The 17775-nt window shown below is 60.5% G+C and carries 18 protein-coding genes; 13 read left to right on the top strand and 5 right to left on the bottom strand.

The annotated features are described in order from the left end of the window. Nucleotides 1-2 precede the first annotated feature (2 nt). Nucleotides 3-761, top strand: coding sequence for a M15 family metallopeptidase (locus GRB80_RS14930; RefSeq protein ID WP_161424073.1), 759 nt, complete (start codon nt 3-5; stop codon nt 759-761). Nucleotides 762-823: 62 nt separating this feature from the next. On the opposite strand, the gene msrQ is transcribed toward GRB80_RS14930, so the two are convergent. Together msrQ and msrP are read right to left on the bottom strand one after the other, a co-directional pair. Continuing rightward, nucleotides 824-1444, bottom strand: a complete 621-nt coding sequence (gene msrQ, locus GRB80_RS14925) for a protein-methionine-sulfoxide reductase heme-binding subunit MsrQ (protein ID WP_161424374.1) — start codon at nt 1442-1444, stop codon at nt 824-826. 20 nt (nt 1445-1464) lie between these two features. Then, complete coding sequence (gene msrP / locus GRB80_RS14920) at nt 1465-2481, bottom strand: protein-methionine-sulfoxide reductase catalytic subunit MsrP (RefSeq protein ID WP_161424072.1); 1017 nt, start codon at nt 2479-2481, stop codon at nt 1465-1467. A gap of 164 nt (nt 2482-2645) precedes the next feature. Here msrP and GRB80_RS14915 point away from each other — a divergent pair, with 164 nt between their 5' ends. From GRB80_RS14915 to GRB80_RS14900, 4 genes are all read left to right on the top strand, one after another. Further along, nucleotides 2646-3314: a heavy metal response regulator transcription factor gene (locus tag GRB80_RS14915; protein WP_161424071.1), complete on the top strand. Its 669-nt coding sequence runs from the start codon at nt 2646-2648 to the stop codon at nt 3312-3314. After that, complete coding sequence (locus tag GRB80_RS14910) at nt 3314-4699, top strand: heavy metal sensor histidine kinase (protein WP_161424070.1); 1386 nt, start codon at nt 3314-3316, stop codon at nt 4697-4699. Before GRB80_RS14915 ends, GRB80_RS14910 begins: the two co-directional genes overlap by 1 nt. A 173-nt stretch (nt 4700-4872) precedes the next feature. Continuing rightward, the gene (locus GRB80_RS14905; RefSeq protein ID WP_161424069.1) at nt 4873-6027 is read left to right on the top strand and encodes a M20 metallopeptidase family protein; all 1155 of its coding nucleotides are present in this window, start codon (nt 4873-4875) and stop codon (nt 6025-6027) included. Between the two features lie 45 nt (nt 6028-6072). After that, nucleotides 6073-7578 (top strand): AbgT family transporter, encoded by a 1506-nt coding sequence (locus GRB80_RS14900; RefSeq protein WP_161424068.1) that lies wholly within the window; start codon nt 6073-6075, stop codon nt 7576-7578. Between the two features lie 15 nt (nt 7579-7593). Here GRB80_RS14900 and GRB80_RS14895 read toward each other — a convergent pair whose 3' ends face one another. Both GRB80_RS14895 and GRB80_RS14890 read right to left on the bottom strand, forming a co-directional pair. Further along, the gene (locus GRB80_RS14895) at nt 7594-8490 is read right to left on the bottom strand and encodes a LysR family transcriptional regulator (protein WP_161424067.1); all 897 of its coding nucleotides are present in this window, start codon (nt 8488-8490) and stop codon (nt 7594-7596) included. 157 nt (nt 8491-8647) lie between these two features. Beyond that, nucleotides 8648-9007, bottom strand: a complete 360-nt coding sequence (locus GRB80_RS14890; protein ID WP_237562004.1) for a DUF3422 family protein — start codon at nt 9005-9007, stop codon at nt 8648-8650. A gap of 95 nt (nt 9008-9102) precedes the next feature. On the opposite strand from GRB80_RS14890, the gene GRB80_RS14885 reads away from it, so the two are divergent. Further along, nucleotides 9103-10140 (top strand): IS110 family RNA-guided transposase, encoded by a 1038-nt coding sequence (locus GRB80_RS14885; RefSeq protein WP_161424065.1) that lies wholly within the window; start codon nt 9103-9105, stop codon nt 10138-10140. Between the two features lie 223 nt (nt 10141-10363). On the opposite strand, the gene GRB80_RS14880 is transcribed toward GRB80_RS14885, so the two are convergent. Next, entirely contained in the window at nt 10364-11287 is a 924-nt protein-coding gene (locus GRB80_RS14880; RefSeq protein WP_161424064.1) for a DUF3422 domain-containing protein, read from the bottom strand. A 227-nt stretch (nt 11288-11514) separates the two neighbouring features. Here GRB80_RS14880 and GRB80_RS14875 point away from each other — a divergent pair, with 227 nt between their 5' ends. From GRB80_RS14875 to GRB80_RS14845, 7 genes are all read left to right on the top strand, one after another. Beyond that, nucleotides 11515-12342, top strand: a complete 828-nt coding sequence (locus tag GRB80_RS14875) for a carbon-nitrogen hydrolase family protein (RefSeq protein WP_161424063.1) — start codon at nt 11515-11517, stop codon at nt 12340-12342. 202 nt (nt 12343-12544) lie between these two features. After that, on the top strand, nt 12545-13069 hold the full coding sequence (locus tag GRB80_RS14870) for a hypothetical protein (protein ID WP_161424062.1): 525 nt from the start codon (nt 12545-12547) through the stop codon (nt 13067-13069). Nucleotides 13070-14267: 1198 nt separating this feature from the next. Then, nucleotides 14268-14423 (top strand): LysR substrate-binding domain-containing protein, encoded by a 156-nt coding sequence (locus GRB80_RS16635; RefSeq protein WP_374708645.1) that lies wholly within the window; start codon nt 14268-14270, stop codon nt 14421-14423. Then, a complete protein-coding gene (locus tag GRB80_RS14860) occupies nt 14420-14656 on the top strand; it encodes a hypothetical protein (protein ID WP_161424060.1) in 237 nt (78 codons plus the stop codon). The genes GRB80_RS16635 and GRB80_RS14860 overlap by 4 nt, the downstream gene beginning before the upstream one ends. Nucleotides 14657-14808: 152 nt before the next feature. After that, entirely contained in the window at nt 14809-15798 is a 990-nt protein-coding gene (locus GRB80_RS14855; RefSeq protein WP_161424059.1) for a TRAP transporter substrate-binding protein, read from the top strand. Nucleotides 15799-15828: 30 nt separating this feature from the next. Continuing rightward, nucleotides 15829-16338: a TRAP transporter small permease gene (locus GRB80_RS14850; RefSeq protein ID WP_161424058.1), complete on the top strand. Its 510-nt coding sequence runs from the start codon at nt 15829-15831 to the stop codon at nt 16336-16338. A gap of 8 nt (nt 16339-16346) precedes the next feature. Beyond that, complete coding sequence (locus GRB80_RS14845; protein ID WP_419880026.1) at nt 16347-17648, top strand: TRAP transporter large permease; 1302 nt, start codon at nt 16347-16349, stop codon at nt 17646-17648. Nucleotides 17649-17775 lie beyond the last annotated feature (127 nt).

Raw genomic sequence — 17775 nt, 5'->3', positions numbered from 1 at the left:
CCATGACCGACTCCCTCTCACGGCTGACCGCGGTACCGATCCCCGAGGCGCCCGGCCCCGACTGGCCGGTGCTGAGCCGGATACCCATCGCGGGGAGCGACGAGCCGTTGATCCCGCTCAGCCTGGCACCGGCCCCGATCAAGGTCTTCCCGGTATATGCCAAGCAGGGCCTGCCGGGCGCGATCGATGAGTGCTACGTACGAGAAGGGGTATATCGGCGCCTGCTCGAGGTGGCGCGAGCCCTGCCGGAGGGCATGGGGCTGATCATCCTGGATGGCTGGCGGCCATGGCGGGTTCAGCAGTATCTCTTCGATACCCTGCAGGAGGCGATTCGTGGGCATCATCCCGAGCTCTCAGAAGGGGAGCTTCTCACCCGCACCCGGGAGTTCGTCTCGGTGCCCAGCGATGACCCAGCAGCGCCCAGCCCGCATCTGACCGGTGGGGCGGTGGATGTCACCCTGAGCGATGGCGACGGGCTGCCCCTCGATATGGGCACGCTCTTCGATGAGGCCGTACCGGCCTCGCATACCGCCTACTACGAGGCCCTGGAAAAACCGACGGAGCGGCAGCGTCGGGTGCGTGCCAATCGCCGGCTGCTCTTCACGATGATGCGCAAGGCCGGTTTCACCAACCTGCCCAGCGAATGGTGGCACTTCGACGCCGGCGACCAGCTCTGGGCCCATTACGGCCAGCATGACAGGGCGATCTACGGTCCCGCCGAACTCGAGACGGTCGAGAGTCGCTGGAAGAAGCAGCTATAAGGAACGAGCTGGAGTCACGAGCGCCTGAAAGGCGCCCCAGTGATGGCGGGGCGCCGATGGTGTCAGGCGCGGGCGAGCCGCTGGCGCAGCCTGGGCAGCTTACGGGCCACCGGCGGCAGGCGGGTCGCCATGATCAGCGCGGCTGCTACGGCATAGGCCGCCCACTCCCTGAGGTCGGCGCGCACGACCCAGAAGAAGTGCAGCAGGACCAGGCCCAGGATGGAGTAGGAGAGCTTGTGCAGCGACTTCCAGCGCTTGCCGAGCCGACGCATCGACCAGCGGTTCGAGGTCACGCCCAGCGCGACGAGACCGATCAGGGCCAGCATGCCGACGATGATATAGGGGCGCTTGACCACTTCGCTGCCCAGCATGCCCCAGTCGAGCCCCAGGATGAACAGGGCGTAGCTGAGCAGGTGCAGGGTGGCGTAGGCCAGCGTCCAGAGGCCCAACTGACGGCGGATCAGCGCGAAGCCCTTCCAGCGGATGAGCTTGGTGAGTGGCGTCAGGCTCAGGGTGAGCAGCAGCATCCACAGCGCGCCGAGACCGAGATTCAGCAGCAGGTAGCGGCCTGGCTCGGGGCCGGCGGCGTTACTGGCCACCTGCCAGCCCCAGATCACCAGTGGGGCCAGGGCCGCCAGAAATACCCCCAGGCGCCAGAGCTGCCAGCGATTCGGAATGGCCATCAGGCGGTTCGAGATGGCCATCAATAGTGCGTCCGCAGATCCAACCCCGCGTATAGCTCGGCCACCTCGTCGGCATAGCCGTTGAACATCAGGGTATCGATGGTGTTGGGGCTGAACAGGCTATTGGGCAGCCGGCGCTCGGTGGCCTGGCTCCAGCGGGGGTGATCGACCCGGGGGTTGACGTTGGCGTAGAAGCCATACTCCTCCGGGGCGATCTGCTGCCAGGTGTTGAGCGGCTGCTCCTCCACCAGCGAGATGCGCACGATCGACTTGATGCTCTTGAAGCCGTACTTCCAAGGCACCACCAGGCGCAAGGGGGCGCCGTTCTGATTGGGCAGCTCGCGGCCGTACATGCCCAGGGCGAGCAGGGTGAGCGGGTGCATGGCCTCGTCGAGGCGCAGCCCCTCCACGTAGGGCCAGTCGATCAGCGAGAACGCGGAGCGCTGCCCCGGCATCTGTTCGGGGTCGACCAGGGTCTCGAAGCGCACATATCTGGCTCTGCTGGTGGGTTCCGCGCGCCTGATCACCTCGGCGAGGGGGATGCCTAGCCAGGGAATCACCATCGACCAGGCCTCGACGCAGCGCAGGCGGTAGATGCGTTCCTCGAAACGCGAGGGGCTGGCAAGATCCTCCAGGGCGAAGCGGCCGCCGTTGTTGACCTCGCCATCGATCACCACGCTCCACGGCTGGGTCTTCAGGCTGCCCGCCCGGCGCGCGGGGTCGGCCTTGCCGGAACCAAACTCGTAGAAGTTGTTGTAACCGCTGGCATCGTCGAAGGGGGCCAGCGTGTCCTTCTCGGGGTTGGCGGGGGTAACCGCTTTCCAGTGAGTATCGTCGATCTTCTTCTTCAACCAGGCCGGCCCGTTACCCTCGGGTACATCCGCATAATTGGCATCGGCGTGGGCCGGGCCGCCAAGGGCAAGCCCCGCCCCCAGTCCCGCCATGCCCCCCATGAAACGGCGACGGGAGAGATAGACGGACTCCGGTGTCACATCGGAGTCGCGCAGATCATGCGGTTTGGCGATCTTGATCAGCATAGGATGTCTCCACGGAGTGGATATTGACGCGGCGACGTGCCGGCTTGGCGAATCACTATCGTGACATGTGGGTACCGTCAATCACCTGACGGCAAGATGACAGCTTTGTAATGGGCGCCGGGGGCCGGGGTCGGCTACCCTGTGTCGATTTCACGGAGGGTGGCATGCGAATTCTGGTGGTGGAAGACGAGCGCAAGACCGCCGACTATCTGTGCAAGGGGCTCGGCGAGTCTGGGTATCGCGTGGAAGTGGCGCGAGATGGCTTCGAGGCCGAGCATCTATTCGAGGAGGAGTTCGACCTGATCATCCTCGACGTCATGCTACCGGGGCTGGATGGCTGGCAGCTGCTGCAGCTGATTCGTCGCCGCAGCCAGGTGCCAGTGCTGTTCCTGACCGCACGCGACGCGGTGGAGTATCGCGTCAAGGGGCTGGAGCTCGGCGCCGACGACTATCTGGTCAAGCCTTTCTCCTTCATAGAACTGCTGGCGCGGGTTCGGACCTTGCTGCGCCGCGGTCCGCCGCGTGAGAGCGAACACTTTCGCGTGGCCGATCTGGAGATGGATGTGCTGCGCCGACGGGTGACCCGTCAGGGAGAGCGTATTGCATTGACCAACAAGGAGTTCGCACTGTTGGAGCTGTTTCTCGAGCGGCAGGGGGAGGTGCTGTCTCGAACCTATATCGCCTCGCGGGTATGGCAGATGAACTTCGATAGCGACACCAATGTGGTGGAGGTGGCGATACGCCGACTGCGTGCCAAGGTAGATGATCCCTACCCCCTCAAGTTGATCCATACCGAACGTGGCATGGGCTATGTGCTGGAGGAGCGCGCCTGATGGTGCTGTTTCGCTCCCTGGCCGGGCGGCTGTCGCTGCTGTTTGCCCTGGTCAGTGTAGTGCTGCTGGGCAGCGTCGGGGCCTATCTCTACCACTCGCTGAGCCGCGAAATCATCTGGCGTGACGATCAGATGTTGCGCGGCCGTCTGGAGCGGATGCAGGCGCTGCTCGACGGTGGCGAAAGCGTCGCCGCCCTGCGTCGTCGCCCTCAGCTCTACGCCAATATGCTGGGCAATCGCGACAGCCTGCTATGGGTCCTGGATGACCGGGGCGAGGTGCTGATAGAGGTCAACCCTGGCCACTTGCCGGTTCCCGCGCTGCCGGAGAGTGACGAGGTGCGCCTCGGCAATGTCACCACGACGGCCCCAGCGCGGCTGGCGTGGCAGACCTTCGAGCAGGAGGGGCGCTCGTTGACGCTGGTGGCCGGAAAGCGGCTCGATGAGCGTCAACAGATGCTGGCAGCCTATCGACTGCGGATATGGCTGGCTCTGGCGGGCGGCGCGCTGTTCGCCTGTCTGCTGGGCTGGGGGGTCAGCCGACGGGGGCTGCGCCCGTTGCGTCGCCTGGCGAAACAGGTCGGCCGCATCGATGTGCATCGTCTGGATCACCGTCTGCGCGTCGACGGTGAGGCCGAGGAGATCGCCGTCCTGAGTCGCGGCCTGAACCGAATGCTGGGCCGCCTGGAGGAGGGCTTCTCTCAGCTGTCGCGCTACTCCGCCGACCTGGCCCACGAGATGCGCACGCCCCTTACCAACCTGCTGGGGCAGAATCAGCATACCCTGCGCCGAGAGCGCAGCGCCGAGGAGTATCGGCGGGTGCTGGAGTCCAACATCGAGGAGTACGAGCGGTTATCGCGGATGATCGACAGCATGCTGCTGCTGTCGCGCACCGAGAACCCGGCCAAGAAGCTTCCCAGGCAGACCGTTGATCTGCACCGGCTGGTCGAACAGCTCTGCGAGTATTTCGAGGGCATGGCGGAAGAGGATGGACGCGTGCTCGAGCAGTGCGTCGATGGCACCGTGATGGCTAACTGCGAGCTGCTGCGCCGGGCGCTGGCCAACCTGATGGCCAATGCCCTGCGCCATGGTCGCAGTGGCACGCCGATCCGGATCAGCAGCGTCTGCCTGGCGGACCGGGTCGAGCTGCGGGTGCATAACCAGGGCGAGGCCATCGCTCCCGACGACCTGACGCGGATCTTCGAGCGCTTCTATCGCTGCGATCCCGCCCGCACCGGCTCGGCCGACTCGGGGGGATTGGGGTTGGCCATCGTGCGCTCGATCGTTGAGTGGCATGGCGGCGAGGTGTTCGTGGAGAGCCACGCCGAGCGTGGCACCACCTTCACCCTTTCGCTGCCGCGAGTAAGCGAGGGGGCGATATCCGCCTAGGCGGTCTCTCTTCGCCACGCTTCACCATATCGTTACCTGGCTTACGACTAACGTCTAAAACGGTCCGCTTTGTTGCCTATACAGCAACAAAGCGGACCGGCTTGCCTCTCCTTTCGAAACCCCGGTTCGCATAGCGTGATGCACCGCCAGGAAGCCCGTTTCAAGGAGATTCAATGTTTGACGACGCACAGGTGCAGGAAGCCATCCGCTTGCGCCGCCATTTTCATCGTCACCCCGAGCTGAAGTTCGAAGAGACCGCGACGGCCAGCGTCGTCGCCAAGCGTCTTCGCGAACTTGGCTACCGGGTGACCGAGGGCATCGCCACCACCGGCGTGATGGCGGAGCTGGACACCGGCCGCGATGGCCCGGTCATCGCCTTTCGTGCCGACATGGATGCACTGCCGATCCACGAAGCCAACGACTTCGAGCATCGCTCGAGCCACGACGGGCTGATGCACGCCTGCGGCCACGACGGCCACACCGCCAGCCTGCTGCTGGCTGCCGAAGCCATCATCACGCGGCAGGACGAGCTGTGCGGCCACCTGAAACTGCTGTTCCAGCCGGCGGAAGAGGGTGGCAACGGTGCCGCTCGAATGGTCGAGGCCGGCGTGCTGGATAACCCGAGGGTCTCGGCGATCTTCGGCTATCACAATCGACCGGGATTCGACGAGGGCCAGCTGTTCGTCAAACCCGGACCCGCCATGGGCGGCAACGATACCTACCGGGTGACCATCGACGGCCGTTCAGGCCACGCGGCGATGCCGCATCTGGCGGTTGACCCCATCTATATCGGTGCCTCGCTGGTGCAGCAGCTTCAGGGGCTGGTCGGTCGCCAAAAGTCTCCCCTCGAGGCCGGGGTGATCACGGTCGCCGCCTTCCATGCCGGCGACGCCGCCAACGTGATTCCCGGTCAGGCCGAGCTGGTCGTCAATATTCGCAGTGACCGACCATCCTCGCGTGATGCGCTGGCGGGTCGGCTCGAGCGAGTCGTCAGCGGTGTGTGTGCCGCGCATGGCGCTACCTTCCAGCTGGAGCACGAGCATCAGGTGCCGCCGCTGGTTAACGATGCCGAATGGGCCGAACGTGTTCTGTCACTGGCCAAGGCGCACGGTGTCAGCCGTGATATCCAGCGGCTGGACTACATGCCGACCATGGGCGCAGAGGACTTCTCGTTCTATCTGCAGGAGGTACCTGGCTGCTTCTTCTTCGTCGGCAATGGCGACAGCGCCTATCTGCATAACGAGCACTACGACTTCAACGACAACATCCTGCCGGTGGCCGGCGGCATGTTCGTCGCGTTGGCCCAGGGCCTCATGTCGCGGGACTGAGCTCCCGAGAACCAAAAAAACACCGTCATAACAAGGTCACCCAAGATGCAAGCCGTCCTCTCATCCATCGAGCGCGCAGGGAACAAGCTGCCGCACCCGTTCATTCTGTTCGCAATTCTCGCCGGCGTAGTGGTGGCGCTCTCCGCCCTGCTGGCATCCCTGGGCGTCTCCGCCATCAACCCGCAGACCGATGCCGAAGTCCATGTGCGCAGCCTGCTCTCCGCCGAGGGCATCGAGTTCATGCTGACCAGCGTGGTCAGTAACTTCGTCAACTTCCCCCCGCTGGGGCTGATTCTGGTGGTGATGTTCGGCATCGGCCTGGCCGACAAGGTGGGGCTGATGTCGACCCTGATGCAGGTCAGCGTGGCCAAGGCGCCACCTGCGCTGCTGACCTTCTGTGTGTTCATGGCCGGCATCTGTGGCAGCATCGCCTCCGATGCCAACTACCTGATCCTGATTCCGCTGGCGGCCATGGTCTATCACTCGGTGGGACGCCACCCCATCGCCGGGGCAGCGGCCGCCTATGCGGCCGCCGGCGCCGGGTTCGATGCCAGCCTGTTCATCACCGTGGGTGATGCCCTGTTCGCCGGGATTACCACCGAGGCGGCGCGCCTGGTCGACCCCGAGGCCTATATCTCGCCGGTGGACAACTACTTCTTCGTCGCCTGCTCGGTATTCGTGCTGGCTACCGTAGGCACGCTGCTGATCGATAAGGTGGTGGAGCCGCGCCTCCAGCGTACCCTGCCCATGGCCAAGGACTTCACCACCGAGGTCGAGACGCCCGAACTGACCGCGACCGAGAAGCGCGGGCTAAAGCGGGTCGGGATCGCCACCCTGGTCTATCTCGCCCTGGTGGCGCTGGTCGTGGTGCCCGAGGCCTCGCCGCTGCGCAACGCGGAGGGTGGCCTGATCCCCTCGCCCTTCCTGCGCTCGCTGGTGCCGCTGATGTTCGTCTACTTCGTGATGATCGGCCTGGTATACGGCATCACGTTGGGGAAGATCACCAGCAGCCGCGACGTGCCCCAGCGCATGGCGGAGTCGGCCAGCGATCTCGCCCCCACGCTGGTGCTGTTCTTCGCCATCGCGCAGTTCATCGCCTACTTCCGCTGGTCGGAGCTGGGACAGTTCATCGCCATCGAAGGCTCCAACATTCTGCAGAGCACCGGCTTCACCGGTCTGCCGCTGGTGGGTGCCTTCATCGTCATGAGCGCGGTGCTGAACGTGTTCATGACCAGCGGGTCGGCGCAGTGGGCGCTGATGGCACCGGTGTTCGTGCCCATGCTGATGATGATCGACTTCGACCCCGCCTTCGTTCTGGCCATGTTCCGTATCGGTGACTCGAGCACCAATATCATCTCGCCGATGAGCCCCTACTTCTCGGTGGCGCTGGTCTATATGCAGCGCTATAAACCGGACATGGGGCTGGGCACGCTGATCGCCACCATGCTTCCAATGGCGTTGGGCTTCCTGATCGCCTGGTCGGCATTTCTGATGTTCTGGCTGGCCATGGGCTGGCCCATCGGCCCGGGCATCTACATGATGGCTAGCTGAATGATGATCAGCTGATCACTGCATCCCCAGCATCAGCTTCCAAAGATAGCCGGCAGCCGGTGATAACCGCCTGCCGGCTCTGCGTACCAGATTCCCCTGGCTGTGCTCCGCCATCGGATGACGAATGGGGATGGCACGCAGCTGACCCGCCTCGATTTCGCATCTCGCCGCGGCGGCGGTCATGAAGGATACCCCCACTCCCGCGCTGGCCAGTCGACGCGAGACGGAGTGCAGATTGCAGCGATAGACGGGTGTCGCCGCCAGCCTGGCGGCCCGAAACAGCTCGTTGACGAAGCGCTGGGAGCCCGAGGCATCGGGCAGGAAGATCAGCTTATGGTGGGCCAGCTCGTCTAGGGTTACCCCGTCGCGGTCGGCCAGGGGATGGCCGGGCGCTACCAGGGCACACAGCGGGCCTCGTTCGAAGGAGTGGATCACCAGCCGTGGGTCGGAGATCGAACCGTAGGTCACGGCGATATCGACCTCGTCGTTGGCCACCATCTCATGCGGCTCGCGTGGGTAGTAGATACCCGTCTTGATCTCCACCAGCACATCGGGGTACTGCTCGGAGACGCGGCGCATCACATGCTGGATAAAACTGTCGACGAAACCGTCGCCCACCGAGACGACGACCTTGCCCGACTGCAGGTTGCGCAGCCGCGAGAGCGTATCCCAGAGCTGCGAGTGCAGCCGCCGCTGATCCAGGAAGCTATCGACCACCAGCTGTCCGGCCTCTGTCGGCACCACATTGCGCCCCTGGCGCTCCAGCAGCGCGGTGCCCAGCTCGCGCTCGAGGTTGCGCACCTGGCGGCTGATCACGGAGGGGCTGAGGTCGAGGTGTTCCGCCGCCGCGCGAATGCCGCCGCAGCTAACGACCTCGAACAGATAGAGTGCGCGCTTATCGAGAAGGCTCATGTGGAGATGTAACTCGGTAGAGGATCTAAAGTCAGCCAGTGAACTTCGCCACGGCCTTGAATCGGGAGCGCAAGGCTCTCGACGAGCAGGCGTATAGTGTAATGCCCATCACAGGATGACCGCGGATCCTGGCAATAACGGATCCGCAAGTCTGCCTTCAGTGATTCCTGACGCGCTGAATTCTCCACGCCAGAAAGCCGATGATCCCCAACCCCAGGGGGCCCAGGATGGCGGCGGCGACGCCTGGTGCTATGACCACGCCAAGGGCATTCAGGCTCTGCAGCCCCAGCTTGAACAGGCTGAAGAGGTAATAGCTGATGACGATGATCGACAGCCCCTCGACGGCCTTCTGTATCTTCAGCTGGCTGCTGGTGCGCTCGTTGAGGCTCTGCAGGATCTCGGAGTTCTGCTCCTCGATCTCCACCTGGGCACGGGTTCTGAGCAGGTCATTGAGCCGTGCAACACTCTCCGCGAGACTCTCCTGACGCCGATTGATAGCGGCACAGTAGTGAACCAATGGGATGGAGTCCTCCCCACCCTTCATCGGCGTCGTTGCGCCACACTGGTGGGTGAGTGCATCACTTACCAGCCTGAGGATGAGGAGAACTCCCCATGAACATTACCCGGGTCGGCGTGGATATCGCAAAGTCTGTCTTTCATGTGCACGGCGTGGATCGCCATGACCAGGTCCAGTGGCGTGGCAAGTACTCACGAGACAAGTGGCTGGACGCCATCGTCAATCGCGTCCCTGCCGGTGCCGTGATCGGGATGGAAGCCTGCGCCTCCGCTCATCACTGGGGCCGCGAGCTGCAGGCACGCGGCTATCACGTCACGTTGATCGCCGCTCAGTTCGTCAAGCCCTATGTGAAGAGCAACAAGAACGACCGCGTCGATGCCGAGGCCATCTGTGAGGCCATGGGGCGGCCGAGCATGCGCTTCGTGACGGTCAAGTCCGTCGCCCAGCAGGATGTTCAGGCCGCTCATCGCATCCGCAGCGAGCTGGTGCATCAGCGCACCGCCAAGGCCAACCAGATCCGCGGCTTGGTCGGTGAGTATGGGCTGGTGGCCCCCGTCGGCATCGGCCAGCTGCGCGCCGCGCTGCCCCGCTGGCTGGAAGATGCCGAAAATGGCTTGACCGATGATTTCCGCGTACTGCTGGCCGACCTCGCAGAGGATCTCCGCTATCTGAGCGATCGCATCGCTACAGTGACGGAGCGCATCGAGCACCACGCCCAGACCGACCCGGTGGCAAAGCGCCTGTTATCGCTCCGCGGGGTCGGCACACTGACTGCCAGCGCGTTGGCCGGCGCCTTGGGTGACGCCCAGGCTTTCAAGCGCGGGCGGGACTTCGCTGCTTCGCTGGGCCTGACGCCGCGTCAGCACAGTACGGGAGGACGTGACCGCTTGCTGGGCATCAGCAAGCGGGGCGACAGCTACCTACGAACCCTGCTGGTGCACGGCGCGCGCGCCGTTCTGCGCTGCAGCGATGGCAAGGAGGACAACCTGAGTCACTGGGTCAGGAAACTGGCCGAGCGAAAGCATGCCAACGTGGCGATTGTTGCGCTCGCCAACAAGACAGCACGTATCGCCTGGGCGATCACGCGTCACGACAGCGACTATGATCCCGAGCTGGCGGCCCATGTGGCGTAACATCACCCTACTGAATTCCAACGTTTTTACCGAGGGTTCCCACCACCACGATTGCTGAGCATGCTGCAAGATGGCGAACAGGTCGAACCGACGTCAGCAACCCCCGACACGTACGTGAGCTAACAGCTCGATGAACCGATTGGGAACTGACGTGCGGATAGCCCATCAGGGTCCGATGCCATTGGCATTATTAATGAGACCGGATATACGTGTGCAGTCGTACCTACCGCCGATCATGCCTCATGCTGGCAAACGGGGAGGACTCCATATACGTTGGTCGGAAGCGCCGCAGGATGAAGGTCCCCAGCCGGGGACGGTCGTCCAGTCGCTCCTCGCGTAGCTCCTCGATACGGTTGAAGACGATCCGCGCATAGGCCTCAGTGGCGCTGAAGCGCTGCCGCGATCGGGCACCCGAGCGCTCAAGCCTGGCCGAGAGCTCGGAGATGGCCGCCAGAAGCGGGCGGGAGCTTGCTTCTGCGTCCTCTGTGTTACGCTCCGAGAGCTTGCCGAGCTCAAGCTCGTGGTCGCGCAGCTCGAGGCTCATCTTCTTGGCCACTGGTAGCGCTAGCGAGGCCATCATGCGGTATGTCTCGATCTCCAGGAGGCGCCGGGTCGTGCGCCCCAGACGAAAGGCGTTGAGGCCCCGGTTGACCAGCATCAGCCGATTGACACCGTCCGCGGTGAGCCGGAAATCGCTCCATACGGTGGCGTCTCCATCCCCCACGCTGGAGCCGGCGGGGTCGCGAAAGCCATAGGCGCTGGGGTCGCCACCCCAGTCAGCCTCCGCCTCTACCAGGACCAGGCTGGCATTGATGAGCTTACGGCTGTGTGCGGCGCTGATCTCCGCCAGCAGCGGCGGGGGCGATGGCCAGGGCTCGCCCCGCGCGGACTTCGGGACCAGTAGGGTGAGGGTGAAGAACTCGGTATGGCGCTCCCACTTCAGCGTCTGGTCACCGAAGTTCAGGATCTCCTGAGCCGCTTCGGAGTCGGGGGTCCTGCCGACCGCCTCGGCGATCCGCTCGAGGATGTCGGTGGCAATGCCGTCGCCATCGAGGAAGGCGTAGTGGTGAATGTGCGCCGGCTCCGCGAAGTAGATCGAGGGCTGGGCGTGAAGCTCGTTATGCAGTCGGGCGCGTTGTGGGTGCATGCTGGAACCAGGCAAGGTGGGAAATGCTTCGAGCCTAGAGGCTGGCTTCCCCCGGGCCAAGTGTGCTGCGTCAACGCGGTTACCGTTGCCTCGCCATTCGGCGCCAGGCGAACTTGAAATAACCTCCCTCAATTCGGCAGGGAAATAGTAGTGGCCCGCTTGCGCGTGCTGAGTAGCGAAGGGCTAGATAATTGCTATAGAAACCCATCTTATGGAGTCGTATCGATATGCGTGTACTCGTTGCTCAGATCCATATTCCTGCCATTGACAGCCGAGATAGTCAGCGGGCCCATGTCGAGACAGTCATCCAGCGACTCTCGGCCCAGGTCACTGCCCAGCCGGTTGATCTGATTGTCTTGCCGGAACTCTCGACCATGGAGTACTCGAAAGAGAACTTTCAGCAGGTTGCCCGGTTCAGGGAACCGCTGGAAGGCGAGTTCTACACCCTGTTTGGGCAATTCTGTCGCGAGCACAAGGTGGCCATATGCTACGGCACGGCGCGCCAGGACGGCGAGGACACCTATATCAGCCAGGTCACCATTGGACGTCAGGGACAATACCTGACCCATTACGACAAGCTGCACACCGCCGAGTATGGCGACTCGCATGAGCTTCGTTACTTCCGGCGTGGCGATCACTTGTCCGTATTCGAGATCGACGGAATCAAGGTCGGCGTGATCATCTGCTATGACATGCGGTTTCCCGAGTTGACGCGCCGCCTTTGCCGTGAGTTCGGCGTGGATGTCATCCTGCATCCTGTCGCCTTTTCCAAGGATCTTTCCTATTACTCATGGCATCAGTTCGTGACCACGCGGGCGCTGGAAAACCAGGTTTACTTCCTCAGCGTCAACCGCAGCGGCGAACATTTTGGTCAGTCCTTTCTGTGTCCACCCTGGATCGATGACACTCTACCCGCCACGGTGCTGGGCGAGAGTGAAGAGTTCCATCTTATGGAGGTTGATCCTCGGGTGATCAGCGATGCTCGGGCACGATTGCCCTTTCGCAAGGACGTGTTGGAAGACTATTCCGCCTTGCCGGTATGTGGCACCCGATAACAGCCCATGCATGAAGACGCGGCAGTGGCGACACGCGGGAACGCTCGACGATGGTGTCGACCGGCATCTGATACGGTTTCAGGCAGGCTGGGGGGTGATTCTCCGTGTTCACGATGCTTTCCCATGTGTTGATGCTGATGATGACGGTTGAGGGCCCTCATACACAGCGAAGTGGAGCGAAGGCAAAGGCCGTTTAGGGGGTGTGAGTATCGGCATCATCTACAAGTCGATCGTCCCCTTCGTGCTGCTGCAATTGACTGGACTGCTGCTGTATTCTGTTTCTGTCAATCATGCTCTGGCTGCCGGGGCTGAACGATTAGCTGTATGCAGAGAGTCTCTTGGCCAGAGAAGGCTAGAGACTCGAATTGATCAGGGAATCCATGTGGATAAGCTTTCATTTGCCTGGGGCCTGGCCCTTTGTGTTTTTTTCATCCTGGGAGTGCCCTGGGTAATCTGGAATACCGCCGAGAAATATGATGCGCATGGATGGATCATTCTTCCGATCCTTGGCTGCATGTACCTGGTTCGCGTGATTGACGCTACAGGTCGTTCTGAGCGCTGGCATAACTTCCTTAGGATTATTGAAGACCCCTTCTGCCCAAAGGGTGAGGCGTTTAAACCAAGGATGCTACTGCTCCTGCTGACACTGGCTACCCTGGTCGTGCTGATTGGCATGCTAGTGTTCCACGGCGTTGTGTCGTTGTTGGCGTGGTTGGGGGGGATCTGAGAGTCCCAAAGGACTATCCCGTTATCTAGCGCCTTCATCTTTTGCCGAGAAAGGTGCTTGAGGATCGCGGCTATAGGGTCCCGGATGATAGTTTCGACGATGTACCCCCATCGTTGGGGGTATGTCAAAGGATGACCTGGGAACTCCTGAAACAAGAAAGGGGCCCGAAGGCCCCTGTTCATGCGGTTTCTGGCGTTTCTTGGTAACTCCTGAAACCTGTGGTTGGTGGAGGCGGCGTCCCGTAAAAAGCATCTGTAAAGCACTGATTAAAAAGAATGTTTTTTTCGACATTTTTCATGTACCCCCTCATGTACCCCCGTTCGTATTTTTTAGTTTTCAGCACAGAACTTGACTAGGTTGGCTTGACCCCCAAGCGAAGCCCTACGGGATATTGAGTGGGTCGATGTTTGCTTAATGTAGGTCATGCTTCTAGTGATTCTCAGCACCCTCCCATGCTCGGAGTGCCTGAGAACTCAGAGCTTGAATGCTGGGGCATGTGCGCGCACTAGGTCAAGCATTGCAGAGGCCCCAGTAGAGGGCAGTGTTCGGGAGGGTGTGATGACGCCGAGGATGCGTGGAACACGAGGTGCGATGAGTGGTCGCCAGTCAAGAGCCGTATCCGGTCCGGCGAACATATCCTGTGGCTGAGTGGCCAGCCAGAACTTGTCGATGTGTTTTTCCCAGCCCCCTTCAGCCACTGCGCTGCCTCGGCGACCAGCCAACGCACAGTGGTCGTGCCCTGTGTCGAGTGAACCTGATGATCGCTGTCTGTTTTCTCGGATGGCGGGCGAGGTCTTGGCACGTTGATGAAGTACTTGAGTTATGGTTCCTCCTTGGATAATGGTTCGTTCCATGGACCATTACACCCTGGGACTAAACACCTAGAGCAAGCCGCGGGCAGAGCGTTGTTCAATTGCTCATCTCGCGGGGTACAGCTGACTCCGGAAGGAAGACTCTTTCTGCCCGCGGCAAGACGCTTGACCGTCAACTAGGAAGCAGCACTGGGGGAAACTGGAGGAGCTGCTCGACAAGCAGCGAGGGAAGGTTACACTTGCCGACTCTGGCTGCTGGCTTCCAACCAGCGGTACTGGCCGACTACTGATTACGCCATTCTTATATCACAATCAACGTACACGACATGTTGGCCAGCCAAGTGGATGTACTAGTCAACGAGTAACGTTCCAACATCTGCTTCTCCGTGCGCCGCTCTGCATCAGGAGCTACTCAGTTCGAGCCGTTGATCGATGACTACTTTGTGGCGGTATGCCCCTTCGGGCACCCTCTGCTAGAACAACAGGAAGTCTCCTGGCAAGACCTTCTGCGATCCCCCATCATCGCTGGCAGCCGTCCATGAAGTACTCGTCAGGCTATCCAAAGGGTTTGCAAGAGCACGACTTACAAATGGAACTTATGTGTGAAGTCTGCCAGATCGGCATTGCCGGCCGCATGGTTGCCGCAGGTCTCGGTGTCTCCGCCCTACCCTCACTGAACTTTCGCCAGATTTCCTTTGAAGGTTTTGCCTGGGAGGTGAAGGTATTCGGCGTGGCCCATATCATGCAGCAGCAAGAATTAGTTGTTAATTTTTAAAATTTCTTTATTTTATTTTTTCTTTGTTTTTGTCAGGGTTTATGTGAAAGTTACACTGCCTGAATAGATTGATCTATATGCCTTAAGAATGGCTATTAAATAACGGCAAGGCCATCGCATTATTATTTAAATAAATAGAGATGGAGATGTTAATGACCTTCTTTTCCGTGATACGTTCCGTAACGTTGGCAGCTGTTGGTTCCTTGGTCGCCCTTCCTGTCTTAGCTGAAACTACTTGGATTATGGCAACGGGGTATCCAGAAAGTAGTTATTTTACCCAGAACATAAGAAATTTTGTCGAGGCCATAGAGCGGCGTACCGATGGTGAATTGAAAATCGATCTGCGACCTAATAGTAGCTTGATCAAGCTCGATAGCATTAAGAGATCTGTACAAGCAGGACAGATTCAGGTTGGTGAAATCCGCCTGAGCGTTTACGGCAATGAGGAAGAGATCTACAACCTAGACAATATCCCGGGTGTGGCAACCACACTGAAGGAGGCCCAGAAACTGATGGAAGCTCAGGCTCCTCTTTTCGATGAGCGCTTTGCCCAGGATGGTATGCGCGTCTTGACTTATGCGCCTTGGCCGGGGCAGGGCTTCTACACGAGCGAGCCCATCCAGTCACTGGATGATCTCAATGGTATCAAGCTACGTATCTATTCTAAGCAGACCCAGAAGCTGGGCGAAGGGATCGGCGCAGATGCCATCATCCTGCCGTTTGCTGAGATACCTCAAGCCTTTGCCACTAACATGATCGAGGCCTTGTGGACTTCTGCGCAGACGGGTACCGACATCCAGGCCTGGGAGTATCTCGATATCTTTACCTATACCGGCACCATGCATCAGAAGAATGCCGTCATCGTTAACGAGCGGGCTTTCCGTTCCCTGCCCGAGGAAATTCAGGAGGTGGTACTCGAGGAGGGGAGACGTGCTACCGAGCGGAGCTGGGAGATGGCCGAGGCTGCTGGAAAGCAGCGCATGGGTGTGCTCGAAGAGCATGGCATGCAGATTGCTGAGGCACCACAGGATGTACTGAATCGGATCGACGAGATCGGCGAGCAGCTGATCGCGGAGTGGCTTGAAGCCGCCGACTCCAGTGAGCAGGCCGTTTACCAGGCCTACAGGGAGTCACTCCACTGATACCACGTTCTTTCCACGGGGGCTTCGTCAATGAGACGCACTCTGGACCGGCTCTATGATGCGGCAGGCTATCTCGCTGCACTCTTTCTGGTCGGGATTCTTGTGACCATCGTGATCCAACTGGTCTGTCGGATTCTTGGAGTGACCTTTGAGGCCACCGAGGCCGCCGGGTTTTGCATGGCCGCCGCTACCTTCTTCGGCCTCGCACACACCTTCCGCGCTGGAAGCCACGTGAGGATCACCTTGACACTGGACCGATTACCGCGGCACGCACGCCGCGTGGTCGAAATAGTCAACTGCACTGTTGCCGGCGTAGCTGTCGTCTTTCTCTCGTGGCACATCATCGCGCTGATGGTGCAATCCTATCGCTTCCAAGATGTAAGCCCCGGACTCCTGGCTATCCAGTTTTGGATTCCGCAGGCCGGCGTCGCACTGGGGGTCACTCTGTTCGCCACTGCCTTGCTCGATGAGCTGGTCAGTATGCTGCGGGGGCACACTCCTAGCTATGACAGTGACGACGAGTCCCTACCTTTCGAGTGATCATAATGATCGATACCACTGCACTTGCCACAATCACACTTGCGGTCCTCGTATTCGGCTTTCTTGCGTCTGGCATCTGGGTTTCGGTGACTCTACTGGTGGCAGGGATGGTCATGATGGCCCTTTTCACACCCGCACCGATGGGGTCACTGATGGCGTCGACCCTTTGGGACGCTAGCTGGGGGTGGGAGTTGACCTCGTTGCCGCTCTTCGTCTGGATGGGAGAAATCTTGTTTCGTTCGAACCTGTCTCGCCATATGTTCCAGGGGCTAGCACCTTGGGTTGGGCGACTGCCGGGTGGGCTGTTACACGTCAATATACTGGGCTGTGGTGTGATGGCGGCTATTACCGGCTCTTCGGCAGTGACATGCGCCACCATCGGCCGTATGACTGTGCCGGAGCTCGGCCGACGCGGTTATCCAATTCGACAGACTATTGGCACTCTAGCCGGCTCCGGCACTATGGGGTTGCTTATCCCTCCATCGATCATCATGATCGTCTATGGTGTTTCGGCGGAGCAGTCGATTGGAAGGCTATTCATAGCCGGCATTGTCCCCGGCCTGCTGCTGATCGCTCTCTATATGGGGTATGTTACGATCTGGAGTTGGATAAATCCGGGTGATATGCCCGAGCGGGATCAGCACTCTAGCTGGCGTCATCGACTTGAGGTGTTGCCAAGTCTCCTGCCCACAATTGGTCTGGTATTTCTCGTGATCGGCTCGATCTATGCTGGAATTGCCACGCCGACCGAGGCCGCAGTCATCGGAGTGATCGGCGCCCTGGGACTTTCCGCCGTCTATAGGGCCCTGAGCTGGAGGTGTTTCTGGGAGGGTCTGATGGCGGCTGTCAGAACCTCGTGTATGATCTCCTTTATCATCGCAGCTGCCTCCTGCCTATCGATTGCCGTCGCCTTTATTGGCCTACCGCGGGAGTTGGCCGGTTGGGTGGGAAGCTTTGGCTTCTCGCCCTATATCCTGCTGCTGGTTATGGCGTTGCTGATCCTCATCTTGGGCTGCTTTCTCGAGGGTATCTCGATCATCGTGCTCACCTCATCGGTCATGCTGCCGCTAGTGGAGGCTGCTGGCATCGATCTCATCTGGTTCGGAATCTTTATCGTGATCCTCATCGAGGCTGCGCAGATCACACCACCTGTTGGTTTCAACCTCTTCGTTATGCAGAGCTTGACTGGGCAAAACATCTTGCTGATAGCTCGGGCGGCACTTCCCTACTTCCTGTTATTAATATTACTTCTGGTTATGATCACTCTTTTTCCGTCTCTGGTGTTAAGTCTGCCAGAATTGATGCGTTAGAACGTCGCCGTTAGATCGGGCCTATGATCCCGATTTGGCGGTTCAGACAGCTAGGGAGCGTTAACAATCAGGCCAGCCAAACGATGGCCGATACGAGGCAGAGTAGCGACTGATAATTTCTTGCCAG

The organism is Halomonas icarae (genome assembly GCF_009901955.1).
Classification (GTDB): Bacteria; Pseudomonadota; Gammaproteobacteria; order Pseudomonadales; family Halomonadaceae; genus Halomonas; species Halomonas icarae.
The sequence above is the reverse complement of the archived record's forward strand: the minus strand, read 5'-3'. Positions and strand labels throughout refer to the sequence as shown.

Coding starts and splice junctions, on each gene's coding strand:
- GRB80_RS14905 (WP_161424069.1), top strand. CDS start 4,873: ATGTTTGACGACGCACAGGTGCAGGAAGCCATCCGCTTGCGCCGCCAT.
- msrP (WP_161424072.1), bottom strand. CDS start 2,481: ATGCTGATCAAGATCGCCAAACCGCATGATCTGCGCGACTCCGATGTG.
- GRB80_RS14860 (WP_161424060.1), top strand. CDS start 14,420: ATGAAGTACTCGTCAGGCTATCCAAAGGGTTTGCAAGAGCACGACTTA.
- GRB80_RS14855 (WP_161424059.1), top strand. CDS start 14,809: ATGACCTTCTTTTCCGTGATACGTTCCGTAACGTTGGCAGCTGTTGGT.
- GRB80_RS14900 (WP_161424068.1), top strand. CDS start 6,073: ATGCAAGCCGTCCTCTCATCCATCGAGCGCGCAGGGAACAAGCTGCCG.
- GRB80_RS14915 (WP_161424071.1), top strand. CDS start 2,646: ATGCGAATTCTGGTGGTGGAAGACGAGCGCAAGACCGCCGACTATCTG.
- GRB80_RS14930 (WP_161424073.1), top strand. CDS start 3: ATGACCGACTCCCTCTCACGGCTGACCGCGGTACCGATCCCCGAGGCG.
- GRB80_RS14875 (WP_161424063.1), top strand. CDS start 11,515: ATGCGTGTACTCGTTGCTCAGATCCATATTCCTGCCATTGACAGCCGA.
- GRB80_RS14910 (WP_161424070.1), top strand. CDS start 3,314: ATGGTGCTGTTTCGCTCCCTGGCCGGGCGGCTGTCGCTGCTGTTTGCC.
- GRB80_RS14885 (WP_161424065.1), top strand. CDS start 9,103: ATGAACATTACCCGGGTCGGCGTGGATATCGCAAAGTCTGTCTTTCAT.
- GRB80_RS14895 (WP_161424067.1), bottom strand. CDS start 8,490: ATGAGCCTTCTCGATAAGCGCGCACTCTATCTGTTCGAGGTCGTTAGC.
- GRB80_RS14850 (WP_161424058.1), top strand. CDS start 15,829: ATGAGACGCACTCTGGACCGGCTCTATGATGCGGCAGGCTATCTCGCT.
- msrQ (WP_161424374.1), bottom strand. CDS start 1,444: ATGGCCATTCCGAATCGCTGGCAGCTCTGGCGCCTGGGGGTATTTCTG.
- GRB80_RS14880 (WP_161424064.1), bottom strand. CDS start 11,287: ATGCACCCACAACGCGCCCGACTGCATAACGAGCTTCACGCCCAGCCC.